This window comes from Paenibacillus lupini (assembly GCF_011761355.1).
GTDB lineage: Bacteria > Bacillota > Bacilli > Paenibacillales > Paenibacillaceae > Pristimantibacillus > Pristimantibacillus lupini.
On record NZ_JAASRW010000005.1, the window covers coordinates 275,443 to 299,468 of the forward strand.

Sequence of the window (24,026 nt, forward strand, 5' to 3'; positions counted from 1 at the left end):
AATCATATGAGGGAACTCCTGGTTATTACTTCATTTAAGGTCTATATAACTTCCGGTAAGTCTCGGGCGTCATGCCTTCCTTCTGGCGAAAGGTAGAGACGAAGTGACTTGCATCTCTGAACCCGACCGCTTCACCTATGCGGCGTACGGTCCAGTCTGGCCGGGAAGGCAGCCATTCCTTCGCCTTGCGGATTCTGAGCTGAATGAGATAAGAGTAAGCAGTTTGGCCAAACAGCTCGCGGAATCTTTCATTCAGCTGCCGCTCTCCGATGCCAAGCTGCGCTGCCATATCCGATAATCCGATCTCCGGATTGGCGAATTCCTTTTCCAGCCACTCCAGCAGGACTTGATTCCGCTCCAATCGTTTGGACATAGAAGGCCGATTGTCTGTACGGGCATCCGTACGAAGCAGGGTAAGGAATTGATATAGATCTGCTGATGACTGCCAGCCGGAAGGATCGCTTCCGGTTTCAGCAAATGTTAGCATATCGTTCAACTGGTTGGAAATCCGATTATTACCGGCTTCCCATTGAAAATGTTCAGCACCGCTCCATCCAAACGACGGGACCAAACTTGCAGTCATACTGCCGTGAAACGTAATATAACCAGTCTGCCATAGTCCATTTCTTGCTTCATAACGATGAGGGGTGCCAGGTGCAAGAAGGACGCCAGATCGCTCGGTCATTCTCCAGGTTTGACCATTCGCCTGCAATTCTCCTTCTCCATGAATGGTATGAAGCCAGTGGAAATAGGGATATCCGTCAGGTCTGTCCAAAGTCTCTTGATCGGGATTAAATCCGATGGTTTCCAGCTGTAAAGGCAGTGGTTCTGAGGGGAAAGCGGGAACGACACGTCGCATCATAGCGGACCTCCGTATTTTTATATATGATATCGGTTATTTTATATAGGATATAGTAATTATAACGCTTACAATAAAAATATCTAATGCAGTTTTATCATATACGAAGAGGTGTGACAAGATGATTAATACAAAGAAACCAAAGATATGGTACGGCGGAGATTATAATCCGGATCAATGGGAGAAGGAAGTTTGGGACGAAGATTTACGTATGTTCAAGCTTGCTGGTATCGATGTGGCAACGCTGAACGTATTCGCATGGGCGAAAAATCAGCCTGATGAGGACACGTACGATTTTGGCTGGCTCGATGAGGTGATGGATAAGCTTCATGCAGACGGAGTTGGTGTTTGTCTTGCGACTAGCACTGCTGCGCATCCTGCTTGGATGGCACGTAAATATCCGGATGTCCTGCAAGTTGATTTCAACGGTAATAAACGTAAGTTTGGCGGACGACATAATTCTTGTCCGAACAGCCCAACGTTCCGTAAGTATTCGGTGCGGATGGCGGAGAAGCTGGCAGAGCGTTATAAGGATCATCCAGCATTGCTTATTTGGCACATCAATAATGAATACGGCGGGGCAGGCAATTGCTACTGCGACAATTGTGAAGCTGCCTTCCGTGTGTGGCTGAAGGAACGTTACGGTACAATTGAAGCGGTAAACCGTGCTTGGAATACAGCGTTTTGGGGTCATATTTTCTATGATTGGGAAGACATCGTACTGCCGAGCGGCCGTAGTGAAGAATGGTACGGTGCAAACGGCCGTACAGATACGAACTTCCAAGGGCTTTCACTTGATTACATGCGTTTCCATTCCGACAGCCTGCTAGACTGCTACAAGCTGGAATATGAAGCGGTCAAGAAGCTGACGCCAGACATTCCAGTTACAACTAATCTAATGGGTGCCTTTAAGAAGCTTGATTATCATAAATGGGCCAAACATATGGATGTCGTATCATGGGACAACTATCCAAGGTTTGATACGCCGCACAGCTACACCGCAATGATGCATGATTTGATGCGTGGTCTAAAGGATGGTCAGCCGTTTATGCTGATGGAGCAGACCCCAAGCCAGCAGAACTGGCAGCCTTACAACTCGCTCAAGCGTCCTGGCGTTATGAGATTGTGGAGTTATCAAGCGGTAGCGCGTGGTGCGGATACCATTCTGTTCTTCCAGCTGCGTCGTTCGGTTGGGGCGTGTGAGAAATATCATGGAGCTGTAATTGAACATGTTGGACATGAGCATACGCGCGTATTCCGCGAATGTTCGGAGCTTGGTGCAGAGCTTGGAAAGCTTGGAGATACGCTTCTTGATTCCAGAGTGAAGGCAAAAGTTGCGATTCTGTTCGACTGGGAAAACTGGTGGGCGATTGAAATGTCCAGCGGCCCAACGATTGCCCTCAAATATGTAGAGGAAGCTCATAAGTTCTACGATGCCCTTTACCGTGCGGGAATTGCAGCTGAGGTGGTAAGTGTTGAAGCGGATCTCAGCGGTTACGATCTTGTTATCGCACCAGTTATGTATATGGTGAAGCAAGGTGTAGCAGATAAGCTGGAGAAATTCGTTGAAGCGGGTGGTTCGGTCATTTCGACCTACTTCAGTGGTATTGTTAATGAGACCGATCTCGTTACACTAGGTGGTTATCCTGGCGAGCTCCGGAAACTGTTTGGCATTTGGGCAGAAGAAATTGATGCATTGCTTCCTAGCCAGCGTAACCGGATTATTCTATCGGATAACACGCTTGGCTCGAAGACGGAATATGAGTGCGGGATGATCTGCGATCTCATTCACTCCGAAGGCGCCGAAGTAAAAGCCGTATATGGGGATGACTTCTATCGTGGTATGCCGGCCCTTACTGTTAATAAGTTTGGTGCAGGCGAAGCTTGGTACTTGGCGACAAGTCCGGAAGCAGCGTTCCTGCAAGAGTGGCTGCCTCAGCTATGTGCAGCGCGAGGTATTGAACCTCTCGTTCCTACTACTCCAGAAGGTGTGGAAACAACTATTCGCACCAAAGACGGCCAGGATTTCTTGTTCGTACTGAATCACAAAGCAGATTCAGTTACAGTCGATCTAGGCGAACAATCAGGTATCAACCTGCTGACCGACCTCCCAGTACAAGGCGGCCAAACGGAGCTCGCAGGCTACGACGTGCAAATCATCAAACTTAACAACTAAACAGAAAGCGGCAGCCTAATGGCTGCCGCTTTTATAATCTAATTAGCCGTGCGGTTCTAGCTGCACGGCGAACTTTGTCTGTAGGATCTTCAGATGTAACTTAACATTTAAACCAGAACGTAGTATTTCGAATGATTCTGTAGAAGCGTAGCGTTCGCATTTGCTAGGGGATTCCAACCTTAACATATAAATTCAAGGAATTCCCTAGCAACAGCGATCGGAAGAACATTCGAAATAGGGAGTCCAAGTTTAATCGTTGATTTACAATGAAGACTTCCGGTAATCAGTAGGAGTCAAACCAACATTCTTTTTAAAAGCAATATTAAACGAGTCGATACTGGTATAGCCAACAAGCTCGGCAATAATGGCAATCTTCTGACTGCTGCTGCGCAGCAGCTCACAGCTTTTCCGGATACGAAGGCTTTGCAGGAAAGTGCCAAAGGTTTGATCCGTATACTTCGTAAAGAGCCGCTGAAGCTGCCTCGAGCTCCATCCCGACACGCGGGACAGCTCGGACAGCGTAACGGCTCTATTATAGTTTTGCTCCATATAATCCATCACAAGATGAAAGCCCTCTGATTCAGGCAGACGCTTGTCTTTTTCTTCAAACTTCCGCCTGTAAACCGTAACGATCAGCTGATTCAACAAGGCATACAGCATCGTTTTGGAACCAATCCTATTCTCGGACATTTCCTGGTACAGCTCCAGCATAATCCCCTCAATTGCCCCATCATGGTCAAAGACAGAGTAATAGGAAGAGGCATGGCTCACAAGAGAAGTAAGATGCTCTTGAACAGGCTGCTCTAGAAAAGCCGATAGTTGCCCTAGCAGATGTTGATCAAACAGGCAATTATAGACGACGGGTGGTTTACTAGTCCGTTCTGTTGTAGCAGGCCGAAACACATGAGCAGCTCCAATTGGAATAACGAAGAGCATTCCTTTATGAATAGGAAACGTGTCCTGCCCGATATGATGGAAGCCGCTTCCTTCTGCTACGTAACTAAATTCAATGAAATCATGAGCATGATAGGGGACCATAAAATCTTCCGTAAATCGGTTGACCAGCATATGCAGGTTTTCCTGAAGAAAATGTTGACTCTCAAATACCTCATAGGAGCGGTTCATAGGTCGGCTCATTCCTCGCGTCTGATATACATGTAGTATAACGTGTCTATGATCGTAATGTCATGATTACAGGGGTAAAATGTCCTTTTCAGCCGGGAGTCCAGATTATACAGCCTATATAATGGAACCATACTACAGCTATGGCCTCCGCTGCGTGCCGAGGCTCTGAAAGGATGAGTTCGAGATGCTTCAAAGCTCTGAATGGATCTGGTACCCGGGAGATTTTGAGATTTATCATCATTTGCTGCTGAATACCCGCCGGGAAGAACGGTATCATCAATGGCCAGCTTTCTGGCGGTTGGACGACTGCTATCATAATGTAAAATTCCGCAAAGAAGTACAATGTGATACTCCTGAAGAAATGACGGTGTATGCACATGGCAGTGGAGTCATTTGGGTAGATGGAAAAAGGTATCCTTTTGAAAAACCGATCAACCTCTCAACCGGCAGTCACACAATCGAGATTATGGTGGCACGTACGGATGGTTTGCCTTCTATCTTCATTGAAGGACAACAAAGTGCGAGTAATTCATCTTGGGAGGCAAATGATTACAGCATCGACTGGCTGCCAGCCGGATGTAATGGCTTGTACCTTAAGAAAGAGGATGATCCTGCTATTTTTGCTTTCCAGTATGAGGAGATCCTCCCTCTATCTATTGAGCAGGGAGAAGAGGGACTTCTGTACGACTATGGGAAAGAAACCTTCGCCGCGCTGATGTTTGAGAACGTCCAAGCCACTAAGGACATACAGCTTTTTTATGGCGAATCAATAGAAGAAGCTTTGGATACAGAACATAGCATTATTATTGATACAATTCCGGCAGCAAGTGCCTCGTATCATTGTCATCCCCGTGCTTTCCGGTATTTATTTATAAAAGGTGCAGAGAAGGAGCAGTTCAAATTAACAGCTAAGTACGAATATTTGCCGCTTGAGCAAAAAGGAAGCTTTACGTGCTCGAATGATCTGATCAACCGGATCTGGGAGACGGCGGAGTATACGCTGCACCTCAACAGCCGCGAGTTCTTTCTTGACGGGATCAAGCGGGACCGGTGGGTATGGTCGGGAGACGCTTATCAGAGTTATCTAATCAATAACTATTTGTACTTTGATCCGGCTATTACAAAGCGGACGATTATTGCCTTGCGGGGAAAAGATCCAATCGTTAGGCATATCAATACGATTATCGACTACTCCTTCTACTGGCTGATGAGTGTTTATGATTATTATGAAACGACAAAAGATATAGATTTTATTACCATGATCTATCCTCGGATGAAGTCCATGATGGAGTATTGTATTTCACGAACAGATGAAGACGGTTTCATCCGCGGAAGAGAGGGAGACTGGGTATTCATCGACTGGGCGGAAATTGATAAGACTGGTGCAGTGAGTGCCGTTCAAATGCTGTACGCGGAAAGTCTTAAGGCGGTATGGGCTTGCGGAGAACTGATTGGCGCTGGTGAAAAACGTTATTTGGAGCGTTACGAGCAGTTAAAAGCCCGAATTAATGAATGCTTCTGGGACGAAAAGCGGGGAGCCTACATCGACAGCTTTGAATCAGGCAAACGTAATGTTACGCGGCATGCTAATATTTTTGCATTATTATGGAATTTGGCTGATTCGAAGCAGCGGGAGAGCATCATCACAAATGTGCTTCTTAATGATGAAGTTCCTCAGATCAGCACGCCCTACTTTAAGTTTTACGAGCTGTCTGTGATGAGCCGGATTGGTCAATTGGATTATGTGTCTAGGCAGATACAGGATTATTGGGGCAGCATGATGAAGCTGGATGCTACGACCTTCTGGGAGGAATATAACCCGGAGATCACCGGTCCTGAGCGGCTTAGTATGTACGATGATCGTTATGGCAAAAGCTTATGTCATGCATGGGGAGCAAGTCCAATCTATGTATTAGGACGGTATTATCTTGGCGTGTATCCAACATCGCCGGGTTACGAGAGTTATGTTGTAGAGCCGCAGCTTGGCGGATTAGAATGGATAAAAGGTACGGTTCCCGTCAACGGAGGAACCGTATATGTCGAGTTGACACAGGATGCTCTTGAGGTGAAGTCCGATCTGGCCGGAGGAGTGGTACGGATTAATGGTCAGGATTATCCTCTTTCCATAGATGTACCATTTGTACTGAGCTTGAGCTAGCTGAAAGACTTATATTGAGATGCCAAAACGAGGCCGTCTCAAAGGAGCTGCTTGCTTGTGAGGCGGCTCGCATCAATTTCTATAGAAATAGCAGTGCAAGGGCTATCCCTGCACTGCTATTTTTTTTTTAGATCTCTTTTAATAAATTGTGGGCTAGCGAAAGCCACCCGACCTCAAGACTAACTTTCTGCATTAACCCAGATAAAAAGGGGACCCGATCGTCATATTAAGGACTTATGGGATTTCTTGTTCATTCGGAAAATTAATTAATCGTATAATAGCAATAGGATTGGGCTTCCTGGATAAGATCTTGTTGCTTCAGCTTATTGTCTGCTCCGGTGCTCTCATACATATCTAATAATGCAGATGATGCTAGTTCTTTTCTTATCAAATCCCAGCAATGATCGTGGAGCCGAACGGATTCGAGGCATTTTGCTAAGGAAAGACCTTTCCATCTGGTGAAAACAGTTGCCCATTGAAGGGGATCAACATGCCGGTATTCAGGAGGAATGGGACAGGATGCCCAACCTGACATGCCGCTGCTATAGAGATGAAGCCATAGGATACGAGGTTGATTTGCTGCCAAATATGTAGGAAGAGCTGGATTGCATATAAAGATTTCGATATAGGATATTTTCTGATTAACTAGTAAATGAAAAGGGATAGGCTCAGCGGTTACGATCATAGGATCACTCCTGTTTCTGATATAAGAGGAATAATACGCCTCCTGCCCTTCATTGTAAAATGCAGAAATAGCTTTGTTTTACGTTTTTTGACTGTTTAATCCCCATGGAAACGGATTCATTTTATGCCATTATTCAAATGGATAGCTCTTGCTTCGGAAAGCATGGAATCTCATCGAAAGCGGGACCTGTTCATTATACGTATGGGAAATCAATTAGGGAAATAGACCCAGTGATTCTTTATAGTGTATAATTATCCAATATTGAATGTAGTACGGGCTCCTTTTTAAAAAATTTAAAGCGCTTTCAAAAAATCACCCTAGTGTAACTCCATTGCCATAATGATAGACGATAGGAGGACGGGCAGATGAAAAGATTCCCCATGATGCTTCAATTGATCTTGATTCTGATCTGTGTCATGGCTATTCCGACTGCCATTCTGACCTGGTATAGCGGGACACGCATATTAGGGTATTCGGAAAGCGCTATTGCGGACACCTCACTTGCAGGACTTAATGCGAACCGCGAGCTTAACGAGAATGCGATGAATAATCTGGCTCAGGATGCAGTACAGCTGGCTGGGACGAATATTTTTGATCGTATTCGCAGCTTCAAAACCTACTCGGAGCTTAACTCGGATTATATTGATGTAATCAGCGCGCTTAAAATATTGAATGAACTGGTAAGCCTAAACCATCGGGTGGACGGCGTATATTCCACGTACTTCCTGCTTGAGGGTGCCAATTATGTGGTGTCTAGCGACAGAGGAATTACGACACTCGACCGCTATGAACCGATTGATTGGCTGGAGAAGGCGCTTGAAGGACGAAGAGGAATTGGCGGAGTATGGTACCCTCGTCAACTGGATTCCGGGATCAAAGTGGTATCCTATGTTCTGCCATTGAACCGTCTGTCAACGACAACAAGAGGAACGATTGTGGTTAATTTGCGTGAGAGTCAGATTGGGGATTACCTCAGCTCATCGGAGCCTGGTGCAGAAGGCTTTATGCTCCTGAAATCCGACGGCACCATCATCTCTCATAATGATAAGTCATTGCTGCTGACCGATGGCAGCAAGCAGCCTTTTATCCAAGACATATTACGCAATCAAGTAAGAGAAGGTTATGCTTTCCATGTACTCGAAGGAGAGCGGCTGCTGTATACCTGGTCGCGCTCGGCGCAGCTTGGCTGGTGGAATGTGAACATCTATTCAATGGATGAGCTGATGACTAAGACGTACAGCCTGCAGCGGAGTATTATTCTTATAACGGGAATTATTATATTTGCGGGGACCATCCTTGCTGTCTTGCTCGCAACTTGGTTATCCCAGCCGATCAGGAAGCTGGTCAGGACGATGCGTGAACGAAGTAATCTTGTTGGTTCGAACAAGAACGAGCTCGCATTTCTGGAGTCAGCTTTTAAGCGGATGCAGGAGGAAGAGGAAGGGCTGCATACCTTGCTGCAAGAACGTGAGCAGGATACACGCAGCTTGTCCATCCATCATTTGCTGCGCGGTGAAGTAAAGAAACCAATTGCAGAGATGTTTCCGGAGCGTTATTTCGTGGTAGCGATTGTTTCCATTGACCGTTTCAGGCGGTATGTAAGCAAGAACAATCCGGAGACAAGAAGTTATCAACGTTATCTGCTTCTCTCCAAATGCGAGAGCTTATTCCCGGAGGGTGTATTTGCACGAGGTATCTATCAAAACGACGGCTGCTTCGCTTTCATCATCAATTACGGGCAAGATGAGCTGGAGAATGGGGCAAACGGAATAAAAGGAGCTCTTATACAGATTAGAGATACTGCATTGGATTTGCTTGGTCATTCTGTGACGACTGGTGTAAGCAGCCAAACGGAATTTAGCGACATGATTCCTGAGCGAGTGGCGGAAGCAACAGAAGCAATCAAGCATCGTATGACCAAGGGCAGTGGCTGCATCTTTTATTGGAAGCAGGAAGAAGAGCGCAGCAGGAAATATATATATCCGACGAATAGTGAGCGGCGAATCGTTAATTTTCTGGATCGGGCAGATCTTGATAGTATCTTGATGGAGCTGGAAAGTATCAGCAGTGAGATCCACTCGGATGAGTACATTTCTTACGATAATATTTTGTTTATTTACAATCAATTGATTGGCGTCACGGTCAAGCATCTTCGGGAGAACAATATAAGTACGTCCAGAATTTTTGCAGGGCGGGGCAATATTTACTCAGCGATTGCTTCCATAGACACGCTTGATGAGCTTGAAAAATATATTCGTGATTTCTTTACCGAGATTGCGCAGCATCTTGCACGCAGTACAGGAACAGGAGAAGCCAATCATGGTGACCGCATCATTGGGTATCTGGAACAAAATTTCTGCAAAGAGATTGTGTTCGAAGAGATGGCGAAGGAGATTGGCATTAGTTATTCCTATATGCGGAAGATCGTTTATGAGTTAACCGGCAAAAGCCTAATTGATTATACGAATCAATTACGGATTGAGAAGGCAAAGCAGCTGCTCCTGGAATCAAAAATGACGATTAGTCAGATTGCCACGGAAGTTGGCTACTTTAATGTTCAAAGCTTTAACCGGTTTTTCCGTAAGTACGAAGGGATGCCTCCAAGCAGCTATAAGACGTCGAGATCCAAGACATCGTGAGGTAAATAGGAAGGAACAGAGCTGTCATGCCGCTGCAGGACAGCTTTTATTTTTGCTCATACCTATCAGAATTGATCATTATCCGCACTATAACGGCAAAAATGAAGCGTTTACAATCAAAAATGACAGGGAGAATCAATTCTTAAGATTTACCACTGAAAAGAGGCGAGGGTATGATGATGACAGCCTCGACAATGTATGGTGCGAACAATAGACGGGGGGAAGTTAATCGCTGAGGGGGTGAGAATGTGAAAATTGAAAGCGCTTCACACCAAAATGAAACCGCGCTAAAAAGTATTCAATTAAACAAACGCGGAATGATGCATTATCTCCGGCGGGATTGGCAGCTTTATTTACTTCTATTAATCCCGTTGTCATTTGTACTGGTCTTCAAATACGCACCGATGTCCGGGCTCATCCTAGCATTTAAAAACTATAAGATTGCAAAAGGGTTCTGGGGCAGCGAGTGGGCAGGCTTTGAAATATTTAGAGAAATATTCGCCAAGCATGATTTTGGCCGTGCGGTCCGCAACACGATTCTGCTTAACAGTCTTGACCTCTTATTCAGCTTTACAATGCCAATCGTGCTTGCACTGCTGCTTAATGAGGTCAGAGGTGTAAGGTTCAAGCGTATTAACCAGACTTTGCTGTATCTGCCGCATTTTCTGTCCTGGATTATTATCGGTGCAATTGCTTATCAGCTGCTCAGCGAGAGTAACGGCGCGATCAATAATCTCATTGCTATGATGGGTGGCGACCGGATTCCGTTCCTGCAGGATGACTCCAACTGGCTGATCAGTTATCTGGCTATTGGTGTCTGGCAGAGTATGGGATGGGGAACCATCATCTACCTTGCTTCAATCAGCAGCATTAACCCGGAAATGTACGAAGCAGCAATCGTTGACGGTGCTGGGCGATGGCGGAAGGTATGGAATGTTACTTTGCCATCAATTCGTGTGACCATTGTAACGTTGCTTATTATGAACCTAGGCAAGGTTATGGAAGGCTCGTTCGAACGGGTATTTGCTCTGCAAAACAAGGCTACAACAGAGTACACGGTTACGATCCCTGTATTGGTGTACCGCTGGGGGATCGAGAGCGGGAACTTCAGCCGGGCAACGGCGCTTGGGTTATTCCAGGCGGTCATCGGGCTTGTACTGGTACTCGCTGCCGACCGTATTGCGAAGAAGCTTGGCGAAGACGGACTGTTATAGAAAGAAGGTGAGAGTCATGAAAACATCTAGCAGCACACTTGCTGTTCATCGCAAAAGGCGTTTTGACATTTGGGATGTGCTGATCCACCTCTCTCTGATCATCGCCTCGCTGGCCTGTTTATTGCCGTTCCTGCATGTGGTATCAAAGTCATTAAGTGAGGATGCTTTTGTTATTGCGAACAAAGTATTCATCTGGCCGGAAGGGTTCACCCTTGGTGCCTATGAGAAAATTTTCGCAGATCACAGTATTCTTCGCTCGCTGTATGTATCGGTCCTCGTTACGGTGTTATTTACCGTGCTGGGGATGATCCTCACCATTTGTGCAGCTTATCCTTTATCCCGCAAGCAGCTCAAGGGACGTACGTTATTGACCTTTATCTTCATGTTCACTCTGTACTTCAGCGGGGGCATCATTCCCGAATATATGCTGATTAACAACTTAGGCCTGCTGGATACGATATGGTCCATTATTTTGCCGCCTGCGTTTAGCGCATTTAACCTGCTTATTATGAAGACGGCGCTTACCAGCAGTATACCGGATAGTCTAGAGGAGTCGGCACGAATTGATGGTGCGGGGCATTTCCGGATTCTCATCAGTATCGTGATCCCGCTGTCCAAGCCAATCATTGCAACCTTATCGCTCTTTTATGCGGTTGGACGTTGGAATACGTATCAGGATGCATTATTCTATATCAAGCAGAATGTGGATCTGAGACCTCTGCAGCTCAAACTGTATTACCTGGTCATTCAGGCGAGCGAAAGCTTCCAGCTGGAATCGACACAAGTATCGCTTAGTAATCCCGAAGTGCTGAAGGCATCTTGCGTTGTTTTTGCAACACTTCCGATTATCTGTGTGTATCCGTTTATTCAGAAGTATTTTGTCCAGGGCGTTATGCTTGGAGCCGTTAAGGAATAGCCTCGCATTGAAAATAATGAATTGGGGGAACAAGCAATGAGCAAAAAAGGTCTTGCATCCACACTAGTCTCGTTATTTATGGTAGCTGGTCTAATGGCGGGCTGCACGAATAACAACAATGGGAATTCTGCAAATAGCTCCACTGAACCTTCTCCATCGGCAAGTAATACAGCTAGTAATGTACCAAGCGACACGGCTGAAGGCAAATATCCGGATTACTCCAAAGGCTTCCCTGAGAAAGTAACTCTTCAAATTCCTGTCTATGAACGAGCATTTGAAGGCTGGAACGTAACCGACAACTATTATACTCGTTATATTCAGAAGGAATTTGGTGACAAAAACAACATTGATGTAAAATTCGTACCGATTACTAGAAGCAGTGAAGTAACGGACTACGAGCAGCTTCTTGCATCACACAAAGCCCCGGATATTATTTTCCATTATGACATGCCTCAGGCACTTGCCTACTATGGTGAAGATGTTATGCAAGAGCTGGACTATGATGAAATCGCGAACTACGCTCCTACGTACTGGAACAACATGAGTGAAACCATTAAACAGTATGGTGCGGTAGACGGCAAAAATGTATTCTTCTTCGCAGCTCGTCCAGCAGTGGATAACTTCGTAACACTAATTCGTAAAGACTGGGTTGAAAAGGTTGGTATGAAAGTGGAGGATCTGACCTCCCTGGAGAAATATAATGAAATGCTCGAGAAATGGAAAGCTGCTGGACTTGGTGTAAGCGGTGGATCCCTCCTGCAAAACAATTACACATACAACTATGCATTCCGTGATTGGCCGGTTGATCCGAAATACCGCGCTCTCTACTCCGATCTTGGTGTAGCAGATTTGACAACCAAAGATACAGAGGGCTACCTGCGTAACCTTAATCATCAATACAATGCCGGCTTGGTAGACAAGGAATTCTATCTGCGTAATGATGACGGCAAGATTAAAGCGGAATTCGTAGCAGGTAAAACAGGCACATACGGCTTCTACCTCGCTAGCAATACGGATGTTCTTACAGCTACACTGAAAAACAACCCGGATGCACAGTTTGCTGTTCTCCCAGGAACGGCCGGAGTTCCAGATGGTAAAAAAGCACAAGGACGCGCTTACTGGCCATTTGGCTTTATCATGGGTATCAACTACGAATCTACTGCTGAGGAACGTGCTGCTGTATGGATGTACCTCGAATGGATGAGCCAGCCGGAGAATTTGTTCTTCATGCAAAACGGTGTAGAAGGCCAGAACTATACACTAGATGGATCCGGTCTTGCTGTTAAGAATGCAGACTTCAAAGGGGAATCCGTTCTGTCGCAAAACAATAACAAAGACTACTGGGCTCTTGTAATTGAAGCTGCTCAATATGCAGATCCGGCGGTAACACGTAAAGCCTACCTGCAGAACTGGTCGCCTCCTGGCTACGAGAATCTGGCTGAAGAAGTATTAACTAACTATGACAAATATGCAGAATTCCGTACACCAGACGCGTTGTTCAGCGTTGTTCTCGAGAAAGTAAATGAGTACAAAGCCGATCTGAACTCTCTCTTCCAAGAGCTGTATGTGAAGGTTGTTCTTGCTCCTGAAGATCAGTTCGATAAAGTGTATGAAGATGCGAAGAAAACGTATATGGATGCTGGCTACCAAGAAATTCTGGATGAAAAACAAAAAGCGATTGACGCGGGCCAATTCAAGTAATTTCTAACGATCAGCTGTCAGAGCCCCTGCTTCCGGCGGGGGCTCTAGGCTTTGGATAATGGAGGATTGGATACGATGAAAATTGACGCGACAGCAATAGATTTGAAGCAGATCACTGGACAAGTGGTAGATTATACATTTGGGATGGATTTGACGTGGGATTGGCCGGGTGGAGTAGCCTTTTACGGTGTAAGCCGGGCATTCGAAGTAACAGGGGAAACGGCTTATCTGGAGCGAATGGCTGCATGGGTCGATGAATACATCGAAGCAGGCTTGCCTGGCTGGACAGTTAATACCTGTGCGATGGGGCATATGTTGATTACTCTCTATGAACAGACGCAGGACCAAAAGTATCTGGATATTATTATGAGCAAGGTAGACTATCTTGAAAATAAAGCCCTTCGATTCGGAGACCGGGTGCTGCAGCATACGGTTTCTGCCAAAAATGATTTTCCTGAGCAGTGCTGGGCAGATACCTTGTTTATGGCCGCGTATTTCATGCTTCGTGTAGGCGTGATGCTGAATAAGAAACATCTTATTGAAGATGCTCTGCATCAATTTTACTGGCATATTAATTACTTACAGGATGAGGATACCGGTTTGTGGTACCACGGCTATACCCATATTCAAAAGGATCATATGTCCGGCATGTACTGGGCACGAGCGAATGCTTGGGCTGCTTATACGATGTCGCAAGCGGCAAGGGGAGTACCAGAAGGTTATCTGTATCCCCCGATGATGCATATTTGGAGTTCTTTGCGAGACCAACTTGCTGCGATTAAGAAACTGCAGAAAGAGGATGGACTCTGGGGGACAGTTCTTGATTACCCAGAAGCTTATGGTGAGGTATCTGCGACTGCAGGTATTGCTGCCGCTATGGTGATGCAGAACAATCCGCTGCATGGCAAGTATGTGCAGAAGGCGTTAGATGGAGTATTAAATAATATTACGGGCAGCGGACGAGTCTTGAGTGTGTCTGGTGGAACAGCTGTGATGAATGACATCGACGGTTATCTGAGTATCAATAGAAAATGGGCGCAAGGCTGGGGGCAAGGGCTTACGCTCGCTCTGCTTGCGGCTGTGATGCAGAATGAGAAGAGATTTTCTTAATGAGGTGTTCGAACCGCAGGGGCTGTTGGCCTTGCGGTTTTTTCATTCAAGAGCAGATATTTTGTTTCGAAGTAGTCAATAATGTTTCTATAATATTTATTTGGACTATGTTCATTGGTATACTACAAGCAGATGATTGAAAAGGAGAGCTTTCTATGACCTATTCCTCCGAAACCGCAGGAGCTGCTGCTGCACATACAGAGAAAGAAGTCCTGCTGAATGAAATGTTTATTCAGATAGGTGTCATACAGAAAAAGTTTCAGTCTGAAGGCGAGGACGATGAAAAACGCTGGATGATGGCCCAAACGAGCGATGCCAAAGTTATTGAAATTTTGAAAGAGGCTACGGTTATCATGTTACATGTGATAGAGGCAGTTGGTGAGATGCAGCCGGTAAACGGAATTGCGATCTCGAAGCATTTTGGCATACCTAAGGGCAGTATCTCAAAAATTACACGCAGACTTGTTGAACAAGAGGTAATGCGCAGTGAATATTTGCCGGATAACAAGAAAGAGGTCTGGTTTTCCCTTACCCCGCTTGGTCAAAGCATATATGAAATCCATAAGCAGCTGCATTCCCACATCGAGCGCAATGTACGGAAATTTCTCGGGAAGTATAATGAAGAGCAGTTGAAATTTCTTGTGCAGTGTATGAAAGATACATCGGAAGTTTCTTGGGTTGAAGATCCTGCTGATGAGACAGAGCAGCAGGAGGAATCATCGAAAGAGGCAACTGTCATGAGTGATATGTGGATGCTGCTTCAGCAATTAGATGACCGCAAGCTGAAGAAGGCGAAGGAGTTAATTCAAGTCGCTTTCTTTGATTAGAGGGAAAAGGAAAAAACCTGCGGGATGATGTATTTCAAGTTATTTTGCCAGGTTTCTTGGACAGCCTATAGGATGTCTGGAAACCTTTATTTTTTTTGAAAGTTTTATAACTATCACAACAACAAAGAAATGAGTGGATACAGTTGATGAACAAAATCATTACTTTACGTTCCCGTCCGCAAGGATGGCCAACAGATGAAACGTTTGAATTCAAGGAAGCACAAGTAGAGTCACCTGCAGAGGGGCAGATTGTGGTTCGTTCCTTATATTTCTCCGTTGATCCTTATATGCGGGGAAGAATGAATGACTCCAAGTCGTATATCCCGCCTTATCAGCTTGGTGAAGCGATTGTTGGCGGTATCGTAGGGGAAGTTACGGAATCTCGTTCGGAAGCTTATAACCCTGGCGATAAAGTTATGGGGTATTTGGGCTGGAAGCTGTATAACGTGGTTGATGCAGCGGCTGTTCGCCGGATTGATGAGAATTTGGCTCCGCTTTCCGCTTATTTAAGCGTCATCGGCATGACCGGTTTAACCGCCTATTTCGGACTCATGGATATTGGCAAGCCTAAAGCTGGCGAGACGATTGTCGTTTCCGGTGCAGCAGGAGCAGTTGGATCCATCGTTGGGCAAATTGCCAAAATTCAAGGAGCACGGGTTGTTGGTATTGCTGGATCTGATGAGAAAGTTAAGCTGCTGACTGACAAGTTCGGCTTTGATGCCGCTGTTAATTACAAGACAGCTGGTGACTTGAAAGCGGCAATTGCCGAGGCATGTCCGAATGGTGTTGATGTGTATTTCGATAACGTTGGCGGTGATGTGACAGATGCAGTCATGAGCTTGCTGAATGACTATGCAAGAATTCCACTTTGTGGAGCCATCTCTGCTTATAACATGGAGGAGGGTGCGGATCTACGGCCAAGTATATTGACGAAGCTGATTAAGACTCGTTCCATGATTAAAGGATTTGTACTTAGCGATTATACTGATCGTCTAGAAGAAGGCGCCAAACAGCTTGGACAATGGTTGTCGGAAGGCAAGCTGAAATATGAGGAGACCATTATTGAAGGCTTCGATCGGATTCCTGAAGCTTTCCTGGAGCTGTTCAAAGGTACAAATGTGGGGAAAATGCTTGTGAAGATTACGCCAGACGAAGGCTGAATGTAATGGTGAAAGGGAGAGCGAATATCGCTCTCCCTTTATGTCTAATAAACTAGACATAAAAAAACCCAGCTTCTATTCCAAGTGGAATAAGAGCTGGATAATAATGTAAATATGTATAGGTGTTTTTGGACCCACGATAATTACATAATAATCTATCTGAAACTATAAGTCTATACTTTTTTTAGTTTCCCTCTATACTTTTAAGTGACTTCAAGCAGAAGAGGGGGTTGGAAAGTGATCAATCATACGGAAGCAGAAGAACGAATTTATTTGGAGCTAGCGCTGTTGCGGCTTAACAAAGCGCTTAATGACTTGGATACTCAAATTGATGGTGCCCGCAAAGCGATTATTGAATCAAAAAAGTATGTATATGCGAACAGGGATCAGCTTGATCCAGCAGAGAGGGCAGCGAACATCGTAGAGATCAGCCTATCCATCGATAAAGGGGAGAGTGCCGTTGCCAAACGAAGCAGGCTTCAAAAGCTGGCGCAAGTTCCTTACTTCGGAAGAGTAGATTTCTCCCCTGATGATCGAATGGAAGGTCATGCTTATTATATAGGCATCCATTCTTTCAGCGATGAAACCGGGCAGGACAACGAAATCTACGACTGGCGGTCTCCGGTAGCGAATTTGTTTTATGATTACAATGTTGGAAGGGCTTTGTACATAGCTCCTGAAGGGGAAGTTGAAGGCAACATCGATTTGAAGAGACAGTATCGAATCAGACAAGGCGTTATGGAATATATGATTGAGAGCACTATCAACATTAACGACGAGGTGCTGCAAAGGGAGCTTAGTCAAACCTCGGATGAGAAGATGAAGAACATCGTCGCTACGATCCAAAAGGAACAAAATGAAATTATTCGGAATGAATATTCCCATGAACTCATTATCCAAGGCGTGGCTGGTTCCGGTAAAACTTCCGTTGCTTTGCATCGAATAGCTTTTTTACTGTACAGGTACAAGGGAACTCTTACATCGGATAATATGCTGATTGTCTCCCCAAATAAAGTGTTCTCCGATTATATCTCGAATGTCCTGCCTGAACTTGGTGAAGAAAAAATAGCCGAAATCGGATTTGACGCTATTGCTGCAAGTGAGCTTTCAGTCAGCTACCAGACCTTTGACGAGCAGGTATCGGAGCTTGCAACCTCAACAGACGATTCTTTAATTGAGCGGATTCGGTATAAGGCCAATATCGAATTTGTACAACAGATGGATGACTTTGTGCGTTATGTTGACGCAAGCTACTTTAGTCCTTCTGATATTAACCTCGATGGAGTGCACGTTGATAAAGCGCAAATATCAGAGGTATATCAGGCAGCCAATGCGTTGCCTTTGAAGCTTAGAGTAGAAAAGACGGCCACCGTCATTTCGGAAAGAACTAGAAATAGGAATGGCATGAAAGTGGACAGATCAACCATGAATAAGATAAAGACGGCGATAAAAAAGATGGTAAAGACACAAAGTCTTCTGGCGAACTATATGGATTTCTATCACTATATCGGAAGACCAGAGTTATTCAAATTTATTGGAAAGAAAAAACTCGAATACTCCGATGTGTTTCCTATGGTGTATTTAAAGATCCGGCTGGAAGGTCCGAAGGGGTACGAAGCGGTTAAGCACTTATTGGTAGACGAGATGCAGGATTACACGGCCGTTCAGTACGCAGTGTTATCTCTATTGTTCAAATGTAAAAAAACGATTCTAGGCGACCATTCCCAATCCGTTAATCCATACTCTTCCTCATCGATTGCTGATATTAAGAAGGTCTTCCCCGAAGCCGACCCGGTTGAGCTATTGAGAAGTTACCGATCTACGTTCGAGATTATTGAATTCATTCGGCGATTGAATCCAAGCAGTAAGATTATTCCGATTGAACGGCATGGGGAGCAGCCACAGATCATACAAGCTTCGGATCGAGGCGAAGAGATGATGCGGATCATACAATTATTGCTGGCATTTAAGGAATCAGGCAACCGCACATTAGGAATCATCTGCAAGACACAGAATCAAGCGGAAATGCTCTATGAAGAGCTCAATCAAACGGTGAATGCTGATGCCATTCATCTGCTCACGTTCAGCAGTGAGAAATTTCACGAAGGAGTTATCCTCACTTCAGCTCATATGGCAAAAGGCTTGGAATTCGACCAGGTAATCGTACCATTCGTAGATGCGGCTAACTATAAATCAGATTTGGATAGAAGCTTGCTGTATATCGCATGTTCCAGAGCAATGCATAGGTTAGCGGTAACTTATCATGGTGCAAGCAGTTCGTTTATTCCCGTAGAAGTTGATCGATAGAGTAGATGTACAATCATGGCCTCCGTTAATAAGAAGAGTTCGCTAGCCGATATGAATGGTGGGCTCTTCTCATTTTACCTTTTCAGCCATTGCAATCACATATCTTATCATCATATAATTATCTAAACGTTTAACTATAGAGAAGGAGAGTCTATGAAATGATGATCAATAAATGGTTATTAGCCGAAAAACATGATCAGATCATTAACTTACCTCATAGTGGTTATATTCGTACACGCATGATGAAAGACCAGAATGGGTCATTACTTACCGTCATTGACATATCGAATGGCAAAATGCATTTTACAGTACTCCCTGAAAGAGGGCTGGACATCGGAGAGCTATACTTAGGGGCAAAAAAGATGAGCTGGGATAGAAGCGGTGAATATCTATTGCATCCATCAAACGTGGATCTTAATGAATCAAATGGAACAGGCTGGATGAAGGGCTTTTACGGAGCGGTCGCTTCAATCGGGCCGGAATTATTCGGGACACCCGGTGAAGGATTTACGCTGCACGGCTCGGGATCGTACTCGTTTACTTCACCAGAAAGCATTCAAGTTACTTGGGATGAGCAATCCGTGTGGATTGAAGGAAAAGTCCCCGTTCTTAACCGACACGGAGAGCTGTTATTTGAAAAAATAATTCAAATGAGTACGCTTTGGGGAAGCTCGTTAATTTTACGGGAAGAAACGGTAATCAATAAAAGCCGCTATATGCAGGTTCTAGATGATGGATATCATATCCAATTGTCGGGTTCTTATATGCATCAAGGAGGCAGATATGTTCTGCCAGCTAGTCAGCATGAATTATTAATAAGGGATTCAGCGCCGCTTGAGGAGGATCCATTTCATATTCCTTCAAACAAAAAGGCTTACCCTATGAGATGTTATCAATATGTCCCAAGGCCGGTAGATGGTTTATATGAATTCGATAAAGTTATCCCCTATCTGAGTAAGATGAATGTAAGCAGAGGATTAACCGGTGAAATGATTATAAATACGGAAAATACTCATGCAGGATATGTCATTAGGCCTCTATTTGATTTCCCTAGATCACTTATAGCTAAACAGATCGACGATAGCTTTATGTTTGCCATAGAACCATGCAGGACCCGGCCGAATCGAATGTCACAGAAAATAACGGACGGAGAGGCCTTGTATTTGCAAAAAGGAGAGGCATTATCCTCTTGCTGCCTAATTGGTTTATCAGATTCTGAAATGGAGATTCGGAATTTGGAGAATATGATCCTATCTGCAGTTACTACTATAAAGTGAATGGCTTGAATGTAGGCTTTGTAAATGATATAACAATAGAATGTGAAACGTTTAAACAAAGGGTGAAGATCATGGAAAAAATCGGGATTAAAGAGATTGCATTGCGGGCAAATGTATCCACGGCAACAGTTTCCTATGTATTGAATGGCACCCGTAATGTAAGGCCTAAGACGAAAGAGCGGGTCTTAAAAGTAATCGAAGAACTTAATTACAGGCCAAATGATATTGCAAAAAGTCTAAAGAGTAAAAGAACAAATACGATTGGGGTTATTGCGGAAGACGTAACGGTCTTTAATGTACCTGAAATTATTGATGGAATTAATGAATATGCAGAGAAGAACGACATGCATATTTTATTAACGAATCTCCGTTTACAGAAAAAGGTGGGTTATGATTATGCGAACACCGATCATTATCAAAAGCTTGCGCAAGATGCAGTATCAACCCTCTTATCCAAACAAGTAGAGGGAATCATTTATATTGGTGTACATCCACGGGACTTAACGGGGTTGATCAATACGTATGAAAAGCCCATTGTATATACCTATTGTTATGCACAAAATGAGTGCTCTATCCAATATAATGATGAACAGGCTTCCTATGATGCAATTAAATATCTAGTTGATAAGGGTCATTCACGTATTGCGATCATAAGTGGTTTAATGGATTCAATACCTTCTAGACTGCGATTTAACGGTTATTATAAAGCATTGACAGAATTCCAGTTACCTTTTGATCCACAGTTTATTAAAGTAGGCGACTGGGGTTTAGATTCGGGTTATCATCTGACAGGTGAGCTATTTAAGTTACAGGACCCGCCTACGGCAATTCTTATTATGAACGATTTGATGGCTGCTGGTGCTGTGCGAGCTGCATCTGAACAAGGAATTATTGTTCCAAGGGATCTCTCCATAATAGGATTTGATAACCGAGAGTTCAGTGCTTATTTAAGTCCCAGAATTACGACAATGGATTTACCATTACATGATATGGGGATATTAGCAATGAAGGCTCTCTATAATAGGATTAACGGAAAAGATGACAAGACGGAGGAAACTCCTCTATGTAAACTAATTGAGCGGGAATCCGTAGCTGGGCCTAGGCCTAGGTGAGTAGCTGTAAAATAATATTCCGGTAAGAGACTGTTCATTCTAACAAAGCGGTCTCTTTTTTACTGCACTAAAGGTAAATCGATTAACTTAAATGAAGAACGGATTAGATACGAAATTCTCAGTATATATCTACTAGATCTATAGAGAAAAGGAGGTAAAAGTGTACGTTTATCAATGTATTTGGTTATTGGCATAAAATGCTTGCTGGGACTTATTGTGGTATGCTACTATTAAATCAATATTTAAACGTTTAGATTATGACATTGGGAGTGAGAACTTGAAGCTGCTTCGTAATGATACTTTTGAAATACAGATATCTCCACAAGGTACAGTAGAATCTATATTTCTGACAGATGATCCAGAAAAGATGAACTGGGTAATTGATGCACAATATGTAAAGGATGCTGGCTACTCAAGTCAGGATAAGCGATTCGGGCAGTGGAGTGCTATCGTTGACGATGAAGGAATTGAAAGCGTTAACTTACAACCACATATTCATTTTATCAATGATAAATCGGCTAATGTTACTTTTTCGCATGATAAATTTAAAGTTGAATATGATTATCTGCTAAATAATAATGGTGAATTGCTATGGAACATTCGTTGTTCAAATCCAACCATTGATCCTGTAAGAGTGAATGGATTTCATAGCTGGTTTTCTCTTGCCTATATCATGTTCCGAGATGAAGATGTCTTGAGAAACATGAAGCATTCTTGTGCAGTGTTTCCACATTTAGGCGGTGATTTCTCCAAGTTTGCAGCTATGCGTAGAAGCAATGAGGCTCCGCATCTTGCGATCTATAGCACAGGCGATCGTGTTACCGCTTTTGGGACGTATTGCAGTTATGTCAACCGTTTTTTAGAACAGGTATCACCATCATTGGATGGAATGCTCTATCACCGGTTGTCGTTTGTTGAGGATGGAAGCTCTATGGAGCAGTCTGCAGAAAATGATTGGATCTATGGGGGGGATTACTCAGCCATTACACTTGGACCTTCAGAAGAAAAAAAGTGGTCATTTGTATTTACACCATTTAAAGACCAAGAGGAATTTTATAAAAAGGCACAGAAGTATGGACATCCACATTGGACTTATTCGCACGTAACGACTACAGATGGAAAGTTTTTTGCTGAAGTGAATTTGCCGGAGGAGGAAACTTTAATTTCGGTGAAAATTGTAAGTGTAGTGGACGAAGCAGGTACCCTTAAGGAAACTGACATTACAAATGAATTTAAGCTTGTTTCTAAAGAAAAATCTAAACGTTTACGTGTTGCTATACCACTAAAGTCAGCGGGAGAGATTAAGTTAGAAGCTACACTTGCTAATGGGAAATGCGATGTATTAATTGGAAACGTACTTGAACCTATTCATAACTTACTGGAGAAAAGAGCAGATTGGTTATGTAACCATAGTTTTAATCCTACTCAAGAAACAACTCGTCCATATGCCTTTATGCCATTATCAAACCAAGGGGAGTCTCTTGGTAAATTATCATTTATTTTGATGAAAAATCTTTTATCTCCCCCTGTAGCGACACAAGTTAATAAAGTGGAAACTTCCGCATTCCTAGATTTAAAACATCATTGGTTTGAGGATGGAGACTTTATGATTCCCAGACCACTTTACGGTTCGGAATCCTTCTACCGCATTTATGATTTCGATTATATTGGTCACGTGTATTATTTATTGTCTAGATTTGAACAGTCATTATTGTCTTATGCAATTCCAGAAACGTATTTAACATGGGCTGCCGAGGTCATGTGCATGAGGCTCGATCCAGATTGTCATCGTAATAAACGTGAAAAAGAAGAATCACAGCTGGTTGGTGTATTTATTCTTTATATTGCTGATTTGCTTGAGGATCTGAAAGAAAATCAGTTATTCGATTGGCACGATAAGTTACATTGGTTATGGTTGCAATTTGTGGAAGGGCTCAAACAGGGTTCACAAGGCTATCAAGGAGCTGTGACGGAGCATTTTTATGATAATGCGGGATTTGGACCTACGTGTGAAGCGCTGTGTCTAGCTAAGTTGACGGATGAAGCAGAATTGTATGCCCCGCTCATTATTGCGAACATTGGATTCAGTAACGACTATAGGGCTAATGCTCCGGATCGTTGGTGGGAAGCCTTATCTTTTATGACGCATTCGTTATGGGGAGGTTTAGTAGCTGGTGCTGCCCGGTCTTCTTATGAAACTCTTGGAGACACGAGATTACTGGAAGCTGGCTATCGAGCAACAATGGCGGTGTTTAATTGTTATGATTGGAATGTTAACTCGACAACTCGTAGACTGAAACCCGGTGAAGCTGCTTCTACGTATAGCATTGCAGCTCCTAATTTAAATATGCCGGAGCTCTCCAGAAATCGTTTCGGGCAATCAATTTTTAAAAAATCGAGTGACCCGTTATTCAGCAGTCTTTTTTCTAACATTGAAGGCGACGACTGGGATATGGGGGAAGAGCTTGTTGCTTATATGCTTGGGTTTGGTTCGACAACATACCTATATACAGATGGCGAAGGGGAACTAAGCTGTGTAAATGGTTTTATTGAGCAGGCAGAGAAGGGCTGGGAGATTACTAGTTATGCCGCATATCCCACTAGATATGTGATGTTGGAAAAAGGACTCTCGTTCGTTTCAAATGCAGGAGAAATGATTAAGCGTATATTATTTATCGATGGTCAATTTATAAGAACAGAGATTAAAATTTAACAGGTTTATTCTAAAAATAAATAAAAACGGAAACTGGAGTGTGATTG

At 43.9% G+C, this 24,026-nt stretch carries 15 protein-coding genes; 13 read left to right on the forward strand and 2 right to left on the reverse strand.

Features of this window, described 5'->3' with window-relative positions; translation table 11 throughout:
- Positions 1-34: 34 nt before the first annotated feature.
- Positions 35-862 carry a helix-turn-helix transcriptional regulator gene (locus FHS17_RS17780; RefSeq protein ID WP_167279768.1) on the reverse strand — a complete coding sequence of 276 codons (828 nt, stop codon included), beginning with the start codon at positions 860-862 and terminating at the stop codon, positions 35-37.
- 118 nt (positions 863-980) lie between these two features.
- Here FHS17_RS17780 and FHS17_RS17785 point away from each other — a divergent pair, with 118 nt between their 5' ends.
- Positions 981-3,035: a beta-galactosidase gene (locus tag FHS17_RS17785; protein ID WP_167279769.1), complete on the forward strand. Its 2,055-nt coding sequence runs from the start codon at positions 981-983 to the stop codon at positions 3,033-3,035.
- Positions 3,036-3,296: 261 nt separating this feature from the next.
- On the opposite strand, the gene FHS17_RS17790 is transcribed toward FHS17_RS17785, so the two are convergent.
- The gene (locus FHS17_RS17790; RefSeq protein ID WP_167279770.1) at positions 3,297-4,160 is read right to left on the reverse strand and encodes an AraC family transcriptional regulator; all 864 of its coding nucleotides are present in this window, start codon (positions 4,158-4,160) and stop codon (positions 3,297-3,299) included.
- A 184-nt stretch (positions 4,161-4,344) separates the two neighbouring features.
- On the opposite strand from FHS17_RS17790, the gene FHS17_RS17795 reads away from it, so the two are divergent.
- The 12 genes from FHS17_RS17795 (at position 4,345) to FHS17_RS17850 (ending at position 23,979) form a co-directional block, all read left to right on the forward strand.
- On the forward strand, positions 4,345-6,318 hold the full coding sequence (locus tag FHS17_RS17795; RefSeq protein WP_167279771.1) for an alpha-L-rhamnosidase-related protein: 1,974 nt from the start codon (positions 4,345-4,347) through the stop codon (positions 6,316-6,318).
- Between the two features lie 1,050 nt (positions 6,319-7,368).
- Entirely contained in the window at positions 7,369-9,642 is a 2,274-nt protein-coding gene (locus FHS17_RS17800) for an AraC family transcriptional regulator (RefSeq protein WP_167279772.1), read from the forward strand.
- A 248-nt stretch (positions 9,643-9,890) separates the two neighbouring features.
- Positions 9,891-10,856: an ABC transporter permease subunit gene (locus FHS17_RS17805; RefSeq protein ID WP_167279773.1), complete on the forward strand. Its 966-nt coding sequence runs from the start codon at positions 9,891-9,893 to the stop codon at positions 10,854-10,856.
- 16 nt (positions 10,857-10,872) lie between these two features.
- Positions 10,873-11,772: a carbohydrate ABC transporter permease gene (locus tag FHS17_RS17810; protein ID WP_167279774.1), complete on the forward strand. Its 900-nt coding sequence runs from the start codon at positions 10,873-10,875 to the stop codon at positions 11,770-11,772.
- Positions 11,773-11,808: 36 nt separating this feature from the next.
- Positions 11,809-13,473 carry a type 2 periplasmic-binding domain-containing protein gene (locus FHS17_RS17815; protein WP_167279775.1) on the forward strand — a complete coding sequence of 555 codons (1,665 nt, stop codon included), beginning with the start codon at positions 11,809-11,811 and terminating at the stop codon, positions 13,471-13,473.
- Between the two features lie 75 nt (positions 13,474-13,548).
- The gene (locus tag FHS17_RS17820) at positions 13,549-14,583 is read left to right on the forward strand and encodes a glycoside hydrolase family 88/105 protein (protein ID WP_167279776.1); all 1,035 of its coding nucleotides are present in this window, start codon (positions 13,549-13,551) and stop codon (positions 14,581-14,583) included.
- A 155-nt stretch (positions 14,584-14,738) separates the two neighbouring features.
- Positions 14,739-15,410, forward strand: a complete 672-nt coding sequence (locus FHS17_RS17825; protein WP_167279777.1) for a helix-turn-helix domain-containing protein — start codon at positions 14,739-14,741, stop codon at positions 15,408-15,410.
- A gap of 146 nt (positions 15,411-15,556) precedes the next feature.
- Entirely contained in the window at positions 15,557-16,570 is a 1,014-nt protein-coding gene (locus FHS17_RS17830) for an NADP-dependent oxidoreductase (RefSeq protein WP_167279778.1), read from the forward strand.
- Between the two features lie 237 nt (positions 16,571-16,807).
- On the forward strand, positions 16,808-18,877 hold the full coding sequence (locus FHS17_RS17835) for a UvrD-helicase domain-containing protein (protein ID WP_167279779.1): 2,070 nt from the start codon (positions 16,808-16,810) through the stop codon (positions 18,875-18,877).
- 158 nt (positions 18,878-19,035) lie between these two features.
- Positions 19,036-20,154, forward strand: coding sequence for a DUF4432 family protein (locus FHS17_RS17840; RefSeq protein WP_167279780.1), 1,119 nt, complete (start codon positions 19,036-19,038; stop codon positions 20,152-20,154).
- 71 nt (positions 20,155-20,225) lie between these two features.
- Positions 20,226-21,266, forward strand: coding sequence for a LacI family DNA-binding transcriptional regulator (locus FHS17_RS17845; protein WP_167279781.1), 1,041 nt, complete (start codon positions 20,226-20,228; stop codon positions 21,264-21,266).
- 277 nt (positions 21,267-21,543) lie between these two features.
- Complete coding sequence (locus FHS17_RS17850; protein ID WP_167279782.1) at positions 21,544-23,979, forward strand: hypothetical protein; 2,436 nt, start codon at positions 21,544-21,546, stop codon at positions 23,977-23,979.
- Positions 23,980-24,026 lie beyond the last annotated feature (47 nt).